This is a genomic window from Polaromonas sp. (assembly GCF_029945685.1).
Lineage (GTDB): Bacteria > Pseudomonadota > Gammaproteobacteria > Burkholderiales > Burkholderiaceae_C > Polaromonas.
The window spans coordinates 1-12,612 of record NZ_JAQSDA010000028.1; the positions used below are offsets into that span (position 1 = coordinate 1).

Genomic DNA, 12,612 nt, shown 5'->3' on the forward strand with positions numbered 1-12,612 from the left:
TCAGCACCGCGTTGGTCTCTGTCAGCGCCGCTGTCGCGCTGGTCAGCGTCGAGACCGACCCAACAACGGCAGCATCGGACGCAGGAACGACAGAAGCAACAGGAGCGCCGGTCGCGGGAAGTGCAGCGGAGAAGCCCTGATCGCCAAGCTCAGACGCGCCCGCTGCATTGTCGGATCGCTGCACGCCGCCAGTTGGCAAATACCCCAAAGATTGCCTGCCAAGTGAAGCGTATTCATACGTTAACGGCGCAAGCTCCTCGGCTGTCCGTAACAACTGCACAAAACTGTTGCCATCGTCAGCCCGTATATTGGCGCCGCCGGCGTCAGAAGCCGAACTCACCCCGGATGACGTTTCCTGTAATAACCTGTCAAGGCTGCTGCCTTCGCTAATGGCACTGAGAATGCTGGTGAGTTCTCCAACACGCGGCAAAAGGGCGCCGCTATTCACATCCGGCAGGACGTTGCCAAAGACGGTTGAGTCAAGTGTTACGGTTTCCCTGGAACGGAGAAGAAACTTTCCGCCTTGATCGAAGGCGAGTTCTACACGGCCTCCGGCCGCCGTGACAATTACTTCCCCTTCAAAAACAGGATCACCGAACTTAAGAAGGCGCTGGTCACCATCACTGTTCTGCGCAAAGGCTATGCCTTCAATCAAAACGACATTGCCGACGACGTTGGCTTCTTTTGCCATAGCGAATCCCAGACCGAGTTAGTACATTGGACTTCAATGTAGTCCGTTTGACTGGCCAGAGGAACTGTACGGAGGTACTAGGCCGAACCCGGATTCTGAGGGCGTCCGGACGCCTGGCCGTTCACGACCAGCGACAACTGAAGGCGATCCCGCACATGAAGTTTTTCAAGAATGGCGCCCACATGCGCCTTGACGGTTCGCTCTGTAATGCCAAGTGCCCGGGCAATCTCCTTATTGCTGGCTCCGGCGGCGAGCGTGGCGGCAACCTCCTTCTCCCGGTCAGTGAGGTCTTCAGACCAGCCAGGCCTTACACCGGCATCAACCCTACTAGCTTGCGCCTGCACCTGCACCCGGCTGGTGGCGCTAACCAACCGCTGCATCAATGACTCCCCAATCCAGAGCCCCCCCTGCAACACGACCGCAGCAACCTGGATCAAAACATGAGGAAAGGCGTGCGTATTGCAGTATCCCCGCGCACCGGCCGAAAAAGCGGCAATCGCCTCCTCATCTGTCGGCAGATCACTCAATACCACGCAGGGGACCAGCTTCAAACGCGGGGCAAGACGTTCCATCTGCACAGCCACAGGCACGCCCTGCTCAAGCCGCAGCCAAACGAGATCAACCCTTCCCGCCTCCCAACCGGGTCTCACAGTGTGGACTTTGCCGGCTCTTCCCATCTTGAAAGCTTCACTCCAGCGAGGAAGCATGCGTCCGTACGGGCAGAGAAATAGATGTCCGGAGTCCTGAATTCCCACTGACGTCCCGATCTAGCGCTCTGTAAAGGCGGCTTGTTTTGCCTTCAATACAGGTTTGAGAAGATAGGACAGTATGGATTTTTGGCCGGTGATGATATCCACTTCAGCGACCATCCCCGGAATGATGGGAAGACCCTCGCCCAGCTTGGATTTTTCGGTACGAACACGCACCGTATAAAACGTATTGCCGCGCTCATCAGTGACCGAATCAGCGCCAATGAATTCCAGCTTGGCCTCGAGGCCGCCATAGATGGAAAAATCATACGCCGTGAACTTCACCAGAGCCCGATCCCCCGGTCGCAAGAAAGCGATGTCTTTTGGCAATACCTTGGCTTCGAGAAGAAGGTTTTCTTCAAGCGGCACAATTTCAATAATGTCCCTTCCCGGCTGAACCACCCCTCCCACGGTATTGACAAGAAGGCGCTTGACCGTGCCCTTGACCGGGGAGCGCAGCGAGGATTTATCGACTTTGTCTGCCAATCCGACCCCGCCAGCTGAACTCACGTTTAGCCTTGCCAAGGTATCGGACAACTCCTTGCGGGCTTCGCTCTGAAAATTCAAGGTGATTTCCTGAATTTTTCGTGAGGCCTCTTCGATCGCCGACTGAGTCTTTGAAATTTGGGCTGAGGCCATTTCCCGCTCACCCAGAAAACGCCCCGTTTCCCGCTCCAGTCGGAGTAATTCGACTTCTGATACAGCGCCATCCTTGAGCAAGGGCTTGGTGTACCCCAGCTCTTTGGCCGTCAATTCGTATGCACGCGACGCCTGCTCCCGCTTCGCCCGAACTTCAACCAGTTCCTGCTGACGCTGCGCCAGTTGCTGCCGGGCGATAGCCAGCTGTGCGTTCAAGGTGGATGTGCTGGCTTCGTAGGCACGAAGCTCCTCTCCGACTGTCTTCGGCGCCTCGGCAACGGCTTCAGGGGGTGGTACAAAAGCCACCCCTTCGGCAAGCGCACGTAGTCGAGCCGCCTTGGCCAGCAGGGCCAGATACTGGACGCGGTTTTCTTTCACGGAAGAATCGAAGCGCGTCGTATCGATGTTTACCAGCACTTGCCCAGGCTCAACAACCTGACCTTCCTGGACGAGAATCTCGGAAACAATACCGCCATCCAGACTTTGCAGGATCTGCAATTGCCTCGAAGGAATGACCTTGCCTTCGCCTTTCGTAATTTCATCAACTTCCGAAAGCCCTGCCCATAAAACCGCCAGAATAAAAACCACACCGAGGCTTTTAACGAGCATTCTGGCTCGCAACGGCTCTTGGGCAAGCATGGCGCGGTCTGCATCACCGCCAAATCCCGCATCCATGCGACGATCATCTTCTCGCCACGATGAGAGCGTGCGATCCAGCCCAGGCTGTAGCACTCGCCGGACAGCCTCCAGGCCTGCTATCAAGGGTCGAGCCCACGTGATCCATCGCGGCTTCATGAGGCCTTCCCAATGCGGCCGGCTTTCAGCGCCTCGATGACCTGCTCATAGGGACCATCGGCAACGATGCGGCCCTCGTCGATAACAATGATGCGGTCAGCCAGATCCAGTAAGGTATTTCTATGCGTCACCACGACCATCGTCTTGTGTTTGGCATAACTGCGCAAGCGTTCCTTGAACTGCGCTTCTGAAGAAAAATCCATAGCGCCCGTGGGCTCGTCCAGCAACAACACAGGTGGTTCCAGCAGAGCTGCACGGGCGATTGCCACGCCCTGTCGCTGGCCGCCGGAAAGCGACTCTCCCCGTTCGCCAATGATCATGTCAAAGCCTTGAGGATGGCGATTGGCAAACTCAATCAAACCGCCCACCTCGGCGGCAGCGAGAATGGCGCCGTCGTCGGCATAGGGCGCCGCGATTGCGATGTTGTCGCGCAAGGTGCCGTAAAAAAGCATGGCATCCTGCTCAACATAACCGACGTTGCGACGCAAATCCGCGGGGTCAAGCTGGCGAAGGTCGATGCCGTCCATGGTGATCGCGCCTTCAGAGGGGGTGTAAAGGCCCAAAATCAGTCTCTGCAGGGTCGTCTTGCCCGAGCCCACCCGGCCAATCACGACCACATTTTCCCCCGGCTTGATTCTGAATGAAACTCCTCGTAACGCTTCCTGGGTACGCCCGGGATAACTGAAGTGCACATCGTCAAATACGATTTCCCCGGCGATGTCCGGCCGGTGTACGAAATTTATTTCATCGGAGCGCTCACCCGGCTTTTTCATCGTATCTTCAAGCGAGGCCAGGGCTGTTCTTGCATTCTGGTACTGCATCAACAGCGCCACAATTTGACCCAGCGGAGCCATGGCTCGCCCGGACAACATCGTGGCCGCGATCAGGCCGCCCATGGTCAGTTTGCCCTCATGAATCAGATACACACCTGCCACGATCATCACGATGTTGATCAGTTGCTGCAGGCTTGAAACGACGTTGATCACCGACGACGACAACAACCGCAGCTGAGCACTGACACGAGCGAGAAACGCTGCAGTGTCCTCGAGCTTGGCCTGCATCTGACTTTCGGCGCCGTGTGCCTTGATAGCCTCCATGGCTGTCAATGTCTCAACCAAGGTTGCATTGCGCATTGCAGAGGCTCTGAAAGTGGTCTCCGAAAGCAGATGCATCTTGTGCTGAACAATGTAGCTGTAGATGACAACAACAATGACCCCGACCAGGGGCGGTATGACCAGCGGCCAGGATATCCAGCCGAGGACGAGAAAGAAGAGCAGGGCAAACGGGAGGTCAACCACAGCAGTGACGGTGGCAGATGCGATAAAGTCGCGCACCGATTCAAATGAGCGAAGTGTCGCGGCATAGGACCCCACTGAAGCTGGTCGCTCGGAAAGCCGCATCCCCAGCACCCGTTCCATGATCAGCGTGGAGAGCTTGATATCAATACGAGAACCCGCAAGGTCCACAAAATAACCCCGCATGATGCGAAGGAAATAATCAATAACCAGCACCAGCAACAGGCCGAAGGCCAGCATCCAGAGTGTCTCGACCGCGAAGTTCGGCACAACGCGGTCATACACATTCATCGAGAAAAGTGGCAACGCGAGCGCAAACAAATTGATGAGGAGCGCCGCCGCCAGAATATCCCGATAAAGCGGAAACTGGTCCCGAAAAGCGCCCCAAAACCAATGTCGCTGGGGGATGTCAGCCAGCTCAGGCGTCCGCTGGTCAAAACGAAAGTTTGGTCGAGAGAAAATCGCGATTCCGACATATCGGCCAAGCAGTTGTTCACGTGACAGCTGCACAACGCCTTGGCCAGCTTCCGGGAAAAGCAGATTTGCAGTTTGCCCCTGTTCATCCCAACCGAGCAGAAGACAGGCGCCATCCCCCTCAAGAAGCAGCACAACAGGCAACAGCGCCGAATCTATTTTTTCAAGGGGACGTCTCAATATCTTGCATGACAGACCAGCCCGCGCTGCAGCACGGGAAAAGAGCGACGGAGGAAGACCCGCCTTGGGCAGAGGAAGGCCGGCAGACAAAGCGGCCCGGGTGCTTGGGCGGCCATGTATGCGCGTCAACTCGACCAGACAGTCGAGCAAGGGATCGTGATGCAACAAATCCTCACGCAAGCCTTGGGCCAGGTGGCTAGCCTCGCTTTTCGGACTGGTCTGCAATGGCACGTTCATGTCACTCATTTCTCGATCTGTAGGCCAGCTCTTTCAAAATTGAAGCCAACACCGCAAGTAACCAATTGTAATAAAATCAAACACTTGCCGCTACATTTGCAAGTCAGATTTTGTGAGTTGGCATCATTTTTTTGGTGACATTGGCTGCTTAGTGTGGCGGCGCGACCCCATGACAGTTAAAAATCTGTGAGCTGCCCGCCGTTCGGGAACGCTCCAAGAGTTTACGCGACAGAGAGACCTACAGATTCGTCAATTGCATCACCCAAAAAAACAAAAGAGGTCCTACCGGCGCATGTTTGCCCCTGCAAGGGATGCCCGCCCGCGTCACAAGACACCAGCTTCTCATGGAAATCCCGAGCAACCCGCCAAAAAAGCAAATCGCCATCCTGAGTCCATGGACCAAGCCGTACCGAGAAAATCCCTCACCTACGTGGCAATAGCATATGAACAGCAGAAAGCAAAACGCCCACATCAAGTGGGCGTTTTGGCACCGGCATCATCAGCCGGAGAATGGTTGCGCGGGCAAGATTTGAACTTACGACCTTTGGGTTATGAGCCCAACGAGCTACCAGGCTGCTCCACCGCGCGATATGTTCTTATTATACCCTATTCCGACTTGGCGATGTCAGAAGTAGTGGCTTCAGCGATTTCCGGACGATCAACCAACTCAACCAATGCCATCGGTGCGTTGTCGCCGACACGAAATCCCATCTTGAGGATACGTGTGTAGCCACCAGGACGTGTCTTGTAGCGAGGGCCAAGCTCAGCAAAAAGCTTGACCACCATGTCGCGGTCACGCAGACGGTCAAAGGCCAGGCGCTTGTTAGCAAGCGTAGGCTCCTTTGCCAAAGTAATCATTGGCTCGACCACGCGGCGAAGTTCCTTGGCCTTGGGCAAAGTTGTTTTGATCGCTTCATGTTGAAGAAGCGAGTTCATCATGTTGCGTAACATGGCCAGCCGGTGTGAGCTGGTGCGGTTGAGTTTACGAAGTCCGTGTCCGTGACGCATGGTGCTGTCCTTTCATTTTGTAATTCAGATAGCCGTATCAGGTACTACCTGTGCACTGCCTCGCGAAAGAGGCTTGATTTTCAATTATCGCTTGTCAAGACCAGCGGGAGGCCAGCTTTCCAGGCGCATGCCGAGTGTCAGCCCCCGGGAAGCCAAAACTTCCTTGATTTCATTGAGGGACTTGCGGCCCAGATTCGGCGTTTTGAGAAGCTCGTTCTCTGTACGCTGAATCAGGTCGCCAATGTAGTAGATATTCTCGGCCTTGAGGCAATTGGCAGAGCGAACTGTCAATTCGAGTTCATCGACGGGACGCAGCAAAATCGGATCAAATTGCTGAGAACTGCGTTGCACAGGTGCATCAAAAGCAGCCAGTTCGTTCCCTTCAAGCTGTGCAAATACAGCAAGCTGCTCAACGAGGATTTTAGCTGAGGCTCGGACGGCGTCTTCCGCAGTCACTGCACCGTTGGTTTCGATTTCCAGAACCAGCTTGTCGAGGTCGGTTCGCTGCTCGACGCGGGCACTTTCGACCGTATAGCTCACACGTTTCACAGGGGAAAACGAGGCATCCAGGACAATCCGGCCAATCGATTTGGTAGATTCGTCGCCATAGCGGCGCATGGTTCCGGGCACATACCCACGGCCGTTTTCCACCTTGATCTGCATGTCTATCTTGCCGCCGTGCGACAAATTGACAATGACATGCTCTGGATTGATGATTTCGACATCATGGGGCGTCTGAATATCGGCGGCGGTTACGGGGCCTTCACCCTCCTTGCGCAAGCTCAGTGTCACTTCATCGCGGTTGTGCAGCTTGAAAACGACCCCTTTGAGATTCAGGAGGATATTGACCACATCTTCCTGGACGCCATCAATTGACGAGTACTCGTGCAACACGCCGGCAATCGTCACTTCGGTTGCGGCGTGACCCACCATGGACGAAAGCAAAACGCGGCGCAAGGCGTTGCCGAGCGTGTGGCCGTAGCCACGTTCGAAAGGCTCCAGAGTCACCTTGGCGCGATTCGCGGCAAGCTGCTCAACGTTGATGGTTTTCGGTTTCAATAAATTGGTTTGCATGCATTCTTCCTCTCAATACCCTCGGCTCGTTACACCGATAAGGCCGGGTGAAGCGACCCTGCGCCTACAGTGCCCCGTAAGCGCAGGAACGAAAATTAACGTGAATACAGTTCGACGATCAACGACTCGTTGACGTCCGCAGCAAACTCGTCGCGATCCGGCACTTTCTTGAAAATGCCCTCGCCTTTGTCTATGCTGACATCCACCCAGGCCGGCATGCCGACTTGCTGCGCCAGTTGCAGGGCTTCCGCCACGCGGGTCTGTTTCTTGGACTTGTCACGAACGGCGATCACGTCGCCCGTTTTGACCATGTAAGAAGGGATGTTGACGGAGCTGCCGTTGACAGTGATCGCCTTGTGCGACACCAGCTGGCGCGCTTCGGCACGGGTAGAACCGAAACCCATCCGGTAAACCACATTGTCCAGACGCGATTCCAGAATAAAAAGCAGATTGGCGCCGGTGTTACCCTTGCGACGATCAGCTTCTTCGAAATAACGGCGGAACTGCTTTTCCAGCACGCCGTACATGCGCTTGACCTTCTGCTTTTCGCGAAGCTGCAGACCGAAGTCCGAGGTCCGGGTACCGGAGGTTCGGCCGTGCTGGCCGGGCTTTGAGTCAAATTTGGCCTTGTCACCGATGGCTCTGCGAGCACTCTTCAGGAACAGGTCGGTGCCTTCACGGCGGGATAGTTTGGCCTTGGGGCCGAGATAACGTGCCACTTGAATTCCTTATGTCATCTGCTGCAGAAACTGCAGGAGCCGCAGGTAGTCACCTGGCGGCGGTGGGCTTGATAAAAACTCGCCCGGCTGACCTACGTGAAAACGAGGAACAAACCGGGAAAGCAGAACTTAAATTAAATACGACGGCGTTTCTGGGGACGGCAGCCGTTATGCGGCACAGGCGTGACGTCAGCAATCGAATTGATGCGGATGCCAAGAGCTGCCAGCGCGCGAACCGATGACTCACGTCCTGGACCAGGACCTTTGATTTCGACATCCAGATTCTTGATGCCCTGTTCAATTGCGGCACGACCAGCCACCTCAGAAGCGACCTGAGCGGCAAAGGGGGTCGACTTGCGCGAGCCTTTAAAGCCCTGACCGCCAGAAGATGCCCACGACAAGGCATTGCCCTGACGATCTGTGATCGTGATGATGGTGTTGTTGAAAGACGCGTGAACGTGAGCGACGCCGTCGGCAACGTTCTTGCGTACTTTCTTGCGAACGCGTTGTGCTGCGTTACTGCTGGGGGCTTTTGCCATAACTACCTCTTACTCAATTATTTCTTCAAGGACTGTGCCGCCTTGCGCGGACCCTTGCGGGTGCGCGCATTGGTGCGTGTGCGCTGACCGCGCATAGGCAACCCGCGACGATGGCGAAAGCCACGGTAGCAGCCGATATCCATCAAACGTTTGATGTTCATCGTGGTTTCGCGACGCAGGTCACCCTCAATGGTGAATTGCGCGATCTGGTCACGAATTTTTTCCAAGTCACCGTCTGTAAGATCTTTGACTTTTTTGGAATACGCAATGTCACATGCTTCGCAAATTTTGCGAGCACGAGTGCGACCGATGCCGAAAATAGCAGTCAAGCCGATTTCGGCGTGCTGCTGCGGCGGAATATTGATACCAGCGATACGAGCCATGTGCGTCCTCTAAAACTCTTGAAATCAGCCTTGACGCTGTTTGTGGCGTGGGTCTGTGCAAATCACGCGAACAACGCCCTTACGGCGGATGATTTTACAGTTGCGGCAAATTTTCTTGACCGAAGCTGAAACTCTCATTTCTTTCTCCTAAACTTCTGAACTGTACTTACTTGGCGCGAAACACGATGCGTGCTCGCGACAAATCGTAAGGCGTTAACTCAACCGTCACCTTGTCACCAGGAAGAATGCGGATGTAATGCATTCGCATCTTTCCCGATATGTGACCCAAAACAACATGACCATTTTCCAGCTTTACGCGAAACGTCGCGTTGGGCAAGTTCTCCACGACCTCCCCCTGCATCTGGATAACATCATCCTTCGACATCCCAATCAACCACCTGGTGACGTTTTAAAGTTCGCTTTCTTCAGCAGGGATTCATACTGCTGGGACATCATGTAGTTTTGAACCTGCGCCATGAAATCCATGGTGACAACCACAATAATCAGCAACGAGGTTCCACCGAAATAGAACGGCACGTTGTACTTCAAAATCAGGAATTCCGGCAACAGACACACAAAGGTGATGTAAATGGCACCCGCCAGAGTCAAGCGCACCAGAATCTTGTCAATGTAACGCGCCGTCTGATCACCGGGCCGAATGCCAGGAATGAATGCACCGCTCTTCTTCAGGTTGTCAGCTGTTTCCCGGCTATTGAAAACCAGTGCTGTGTAAAAAAAGCAGAAAAATATGATCGCACTGGCATACAGCAACACATAGATCGGCTGCCCTGGCGTCAGCGTACTGGCGATGTCCTTGAGCCAACGCGTACCATCCCCGGTACTAAACCAACCGACCACGGTTGCCGGCAAAAGGATGATCGACGAAGCAAAAATGGGAGGGATCACACCAGCCATGTTGAGCTTCAAAGGCAGATGGGACGATTGACCGCCATAGACCTTGTTACCGACCTGACGCCTGGCGTAGTTCACCAGAATCTTTCGCTGCCCACGCTCCACAAACACAACAAAATAAGTTACCAAAACAACAACGGCAACAATCACGATGGCCACCAGAATACTCATGGCACCGGTTCGGACAAGCTCAAGCAAACCGCCAAGAGCATTGGGCAGGCCTGCTGCAATACCCGCAAAAATCAGGATCGAGATGCCGTTACCCAGACCACGCTCGGTGATCTGCTCACCGAGCCACATCAGAAACATCGTGCCCGCGGTCAAACTGACCACAGCCGTCATGCGAAAACCAAATCCAGGAGCCAGCACCAGACCTGGAGAGCTCTCCAGTGCAACCGCAATACCCATCGACTGGAACAATGCCAGACCCAAGGTCCCGTAACGGGTGTACTGCGTGATCTTCCTGCGACCAGCTTCACCTTCCTTTTTCATCTGCTCGAATGTCGGAACGACATAGGTGAGCAACTGCATGATGATGGAGGCCGAGATGTAAGGCATGATGCCCAGCGCAAACACCGTGAACCGCGACAGGGCTCCTCCGGAGAACATATTGAACAAACTCAATATGCCGCCCTGCTGCCCCTTGAACAGTTGCTGCAATTGCCCGGGGTCAATTCCAGGAACCGGGATATGCGCACCAACCCGATACACCACCAGCGCAAGCAACAAAAACACAAGCCTGTTGCGCAGATCACCGAACTTGCCGGTTTTTGCAATTTGTGCAGAGCTGGTTGCCACTGGTGTTATCCGTGTATGAAAATTAAGCGAGCACGCCGCCAGCGGCTTCGATCACGGCCTTGGCACCTGCAGTCGCACCGATGCCATTGAGCTTGACAGCCTTGGTCAACGCACCCGACTTGATGACTTTGACGTTCTTTGCCAGCTGACCCACCAGACCGGCTGTTTTGAGCGTCAACAGATCCACCTCGGCCAAACCGAGCTGCTCAAGCGCAGCCAAGGTGACTTCCGCATTGAACTTGAGGTTGTGCGACTTGAAGCCACGCTTGGGCAAGCGGCGCTGCAAAGGCATCTGACCGCCTTCAAAACCCACCTTATGGTAGCCACCAGCGCGGGATTTCTGGCCTTTATGGCCACGACCGGCGGTTTTGCCAATGCCCGAACCGATACCGCGACCGACGCGGCGTTTGGCATGTTTTGCGCCTGCGGCAGGCTTGATTCCGTTTAGTTCCATCATAAGCTCCGCTTACAGCACCTTGACCAGGTAGCTGATCTTGTTGATCATGCCGCGCACCGCGGGCGTGTCCTGCAGTTCGCTCTTGCTGTTGATACCACGGAGACCCAGACCACGCACCGTGGCGCGATGGGATTCCTTGGTGCCAATCGGGCTGCGAACCAGCGTCACCGTAAGTTTTTTCTCTGTCGTCATTGGGTATCGCCTTAGCCGAAGATTTCTTCGACGGATTTACCACGCTTGGCTGCGATGTCCGAAGCCGTCGTGGAGTTATTCAGGGCGTCCATCGTTGCACGCACCATGTTGTACGGATTGCTGGAGCCATGGCTTTTAGCGACGATATCAGTGATACCCATCACTTCAAACACTGCACGCATGGGGCCGCCGGCAATAATGCCAGTACCTTTGGCCGCTGGCATCATCATGACGCTGGCAGCACCCCAATGGCCGAACACATTGTGATGAAGCGTGCCGTTTTTCAGGGACACCTTCGTCATGTTGCGACGCGCTTCTTCCATGGCTTTTTGTACGGCTGCAGGCACTTCTTTCGACTTGCCCTTACCCATACCGACACGACCGTCGCCATCGCCAACCACGGTCAGGGCGGCAAAACCCAAAATCCGGCCGCCTTTGACAACTTTGGTCACGCGGTTCACCGCGATCATTTTTTCCTTCAGACCATCGTCTGGAGCGTCGTTTTGTTGTTTTGCTTGAAACTTAGCCATACTTAATTCCAGTCTGCTTAGAACTGCAAGCCAGCTTCGCGAGCCGCCTCGGCCAGCGCTTTAACGCGGCCGTGGTACGCAAAACCAGCGCGATCAAACGCTACTTTTTCCACACCTGCCGCTTTTGCCTTTTCGGCAATGCGCTTGCCAATGGCCTGCGCAGCAGCAACGTTGGCACCTTTGCCCGAAGCGCCAAGATCCTTGCGAACTTCGACTTCCGCGGTCGAGGCAGATGCCAGGATCTTGGTACCGTCGCCAGAGATGACGCTGGCGTAGATATGCAAATTGGTGCGGTTCACCGTCAGACGGGCAACACCTTGGGTGGCAATGCGAATGCGGGTCTGGCGTGAACGACGAAGGCGCTGCTCTTTTTTGGTCAACATGGTGCAGCTCCTTATTTCTTCTTGGTTTCTTTGATCGTGATCTTCTCATCCGAATAACGGATGCCCTTGCCCTTGTAGGGCTCGGGAGGACGGACCGCACGAACTTCGGCAGCAATTTGGCCGACGCGCTGACGATCCGACCCCTTGATGACCACTTCGGTGGGCGTCGGTGTTGCCACCTGAATGCCGGCCGGCATATCCATCACCACAGGATGTGAATACCCAACCGTCAGGTTCAGCTTGGCACCTTGGGCCTGGGCCTTGTAACCCACACCAACCAGATTCAGCTTTTTCTCGAAGCCCTTGGTGACACCCGTCACCATGTTGTTAACCAGCTGGCGCATGGTTCCGCTCATGGCGTTGGCTTCACGCGACTCGTTGGCCGGCACAAAAGTCAGTTGGCCAGCATCAATCTTGATGGTCACCAGAGAATTCTGCGTCAGCGCCAGGGTACCGAGGGCACCCTTGACATTGATCTGGTCGTCTTTCATCGCCACGTCCACACCCTGAGGCACGACGACTGGCATTTTTCCTACACGAGACATTTCAGTTACTCC

At 55.0% G+C, this 12,612-nt stretch carries 17 protein-coding genes and 1 tRNA gene; all 18 read right to left on the reverse strand.

The features are described from left to right. Positions 1-691: retention module-containing protein (locus tag PSV26_RS20520; RefSeq protein ID WP_300573651.1), on the reverse strand; the 691-nt coding region annotated here is incomplete at its 3' end. A gap of 77 nt (positions 692-768) precedes the next feature. Beyond that, positions 769-1,263, reverse strand: a complete 495-nt coding sequence (locus PSV26_RS20525) for a response regulator transcription factor (RefSeq protein WP_300573654.1) — start codon at positions 1,261-1,263, stop codon at positions 769-771. A gap of 195 nt (positions 1,264-1,458) precedes the next feature. Next, positions 1,459-2,754, reverse strand: coding sequence for an HlyD family type I secretion periplasmic adaptor subunit (locus PSV26_RS20530; protein ID WP_300517235.1), 1,296 nt, complete (start codon positions 2,752-2,754; stop codon positions 1,459-1,461). A 116-nt stretch (positions 2,755-2,870) separates the two neighbouring features. Continuing rightward, positions 2,871-5,069: a type I secretion system permease/ATPase gene (locus PSV26_RS20535; RefSeq protein WP_300573657.1), complete on the reverse strand. Its 2,199-nt coding sequence runs from the start codon at positions 5,067-5,069 to the stop codon at positions 2,871-2,873. A gap of 502 nt (positions 5,070-5,571) precedes the next feature. After that, positions 5,572-5,648: transfer RNA gene (locus PSV26_RS20540), tRNA-Met, on the reverse strand. A gap of 18 nt (positions 5,649-5,666) precedes the next feature. After that, positions 5,667-6,068 (reverse strand): 50S ribosomal protein L17, encoded by a 402-nt coding sequence (gene rplQ, locus PSV26_RS20545; RefSeq protein ID WP_300517229.1) that lies wholly within the window; start codon positions 6,066-6,068, stop codon positions 5,667-5,669. 84 nt (positions 6,069-6,152) lie between these two features. Further along, positions 6,153-7,142: a DNA-directed RNA polymerase subunit alpha gene (gene rpoA / locus PSV26_RS20550; protein WP_096669182.1), complete on the reverse strand. Its 990-nt coding sequence runs from the start codon at positions 7,140-7,142 to the stop codon at positions 6,153-6,155. A gap of 95 nt (positions 7,143-7,237) precedes the next feature. Beyond that, positions 7,238-7,861: a 30S ribosomal protein S4 gene (gene rpsD / locus PSV26_RS20555; protein WP_096669184.1), complete on the reverse strand. Its 624-nt coding sequence runs from the start codon at positions 7,859-7,861 to the stop codon at positions 7,238-7,240. A 134-nt stretch (positions 7,862-7,995) separates the two neighbouring features. Beyond that, positions 7,996-8,400 carry a 30S ribosomal protein S11 gene (gene rpsK, locus PSV26_RS20560; protein ID WP_077592475.1) on the reverse strand — a complete coding sequence of 135 codons (405 nt, stop codon included), beginning with the start codon at positions 8,398-8,400 and terminating at the stop codon, positions 7,996-7,998. 17 nt (positions 8,401-8,417) lie between these two features. Continuing rightward, the gene (rpsM, locus tag PSV26_RS20565; RefSeq protein ID WP_096669186.1) at positions 8,418-8,783 is read right to left on the reverse strand and encodes a 30S ribosomal protein S13; all 366 of its coding nucleotides are present in this window, start codon (positions 8,781-8,783) and stop codon (positions 8,418-8,420) included. Positions 8,784-8,807: 24 nt separating this feature from the next. Next, complete coding sequence (gene rpmJ / locus PSV26_RS20570) at positions 8,808-8,921, reverse strand: 50S ribosomal protein L36 (protein WP_011481465.1); 114 nt, start codon at positions 8,919-8,921, stop codon at positions 8,808-8,810. A 28-nt stretch (positions 8,922-8,949) separates the two neighbouring features. Further along, on the reverse strand, positions 8,950-9,168 hold the full coding sequence (gene infA / locus PSV26_RS20575; protein ID WP_007869286.1) for a translation initiation factor IF-1: 219 nt from the start codon (positions 9,166-9,168) through the stop codon (positions 8,950-8,952). A 5-nt stretch (positions 9,169-9,173) separates the two neighbouring features. Then, positions 9,174-10,493: a preprotein translocase subunit SecY gene (secY, locus tag PSV26_RS20580; protein ID WP_300517216.1), complete on the reverse strand. Its 1,320-nt coding sequence runs from the start codon at positions 10,491-10,493 to the stop codon at positions 9,174-9,176. A 22-nt stretch (positions 10,494-10,515) separates the two neighbouring features. After that, a complete protein-coding gene (gene rplO, locus PSV26_RS20585; protein ID WP_300517213.1) occupies positions 10,516-10,947 on the reverse strand; it encodes a 50S ribosomal protein L15 in 432 nt (143 codons plus the stop codon). A 12-nt stretch (positions 10,948-10,959) separates the two neighbouring features. After that, a complete protein-coding gene (gene rpmD / locus PSV26_RS20590) occupies positions 10,960-11,142 on the reverse strand; it encodes a 50S ribosomal protein L30 (RefSeq protein WP_077592479.1) in 183 nt (60 codons plus the stop codon). Between the two features lie 11 nt (positions 11,143-11,153). Then, a complete protein-coding gene (rpsE, locus tag PSV26_RS20595) occupies positions 11,154-11,672 on the reverse strand; it encodes a 30S ribosomal protein S5 (RefSeq protein WP_096669190.1) in 519 nt (172 codons plus the stop codon). A 17-nt stretch (positions 11,673-11,689) separates the two neighbouring features. After that, entirely contained in the window at positions 11,690-12,055 is a 366-nt protein-coding gene (gene rplR / locus PSV26_RS20600; RefSeq protein WP_077592481.1) for a 50S ribosomal protein L18, read from the reverse strand. Positions 12,056-12,066: 11 nt separating this feature from the next. Next, positions 12,067-12,600 carry a 50S ribosomal protein L6 gene (gene rplF / locus PSV26_RS20605; RefSeq protein WP_300517208.1) on the reverse strand — a complete coding sequence of 178 codons (534 nt, stop codon included), beginning with the start codon at positions 12,598-12,600 and terminating at the stop codon, positions 12,067-12,069. Between the last annotated feature and the right edge of the window lie 12 nt (positions 12,601-12,612).

Bases quoted from the DNA above. Each gene is read 5' to 3' on its own strand.
- PSV26_RS20525 (WP_300573654.1), bottom strand. From the start codon at position 1,263: ATGGAACGTCTTGCCCCGCGTTTGAAGCTGGTCCCCTGCGTGGTATTG.
- rpsK (WP_077592475.1), bottom strand. From the start codon at position 8,400: ATGGCAAAAGCCCCCAGCAGTAACGCAGCACAACGCGTTCGCAAGAAA.
- rpmD (WP_077592479.1), bottom strand. From the start codon at position 11,142: ATGACGACAGAGAAAAAACTTACGGTGACGCTGGTTCGCAGCCCGATT.
- rpsE (WP_096669190.1), bottom strand. From the start codon at position 11,672: ATGGCTAAGTTTCAAGCAAAACAACAAAACGACGCTCCAGACGATGGT.
- rpsM (WP_096669186.1), bottom strand. From the start codon at position 8,783: ATGGCTCGTATCGCTGGTATCAATATTCCGCCGCAGCAGCACGCCGAA.
- rpoA (WP_096669182.1), bottom strand. From the start codon at position 7,142: ATGCAAACCAATTTATTGAAACCGAAAACCATCAACGTTGAGCAGCTT.
- PSV26_RS20530 (WP_300517235.1), bottom strand. From the start codon at position 2,754: ATGGATGCGGGATTTGGCGGTGATGCAGACCGCGCCATGCTTGCCCAA.
- PSV26_RS20535 (WP_300573657.1), bottom strand. From the start codon at position 5,069: ATGAGTGACATGAACGTGCCATTGCAGACCAGTCCGAAAAGCGAGGCT.
- rplR (WP_077592481.1), bottom strand. From the start codon at position 12,055: ATGTTGACCAAAAAAGAGCAGCGCCTTCGTCGTTCACGCCAGACCCGC.
- rpmJ (WP_011481465.1), bottom strand. From the start codon at position 8,921: ATGAGAGTTTCAGCTTCGGTCAAGAAAATTTGCCGCAACTGTAAAATC.
- infA (WP_007869286.1), bottom strand. From the start codon at position 9,168: ATGTCGAAGGATGATGTTATCCAGATGCAGGGGGAGGTCGTGGAGAAC.
- rplO (WP_300517213.1), bottom strand. From the start codon at position 10,947: ATGGAACTAAACGGAATCAAGCCTGCCGCAGGCGCAAAACATGCCAAA.
- rplF (WP_300517208.1), bottom strand. From the start codon at position 12,600: ATGTCTCGTGTAGGAAAAATGCCAGTCGTCGTGCCTCAGGGTGTGGAC.
- rplQ (WP_300517229.1), bottom strand. From the start codon at position 6,068: ATGCGTCACGGACACGGACTTCGTAAACTCAACCGCACCAGCTCACAC.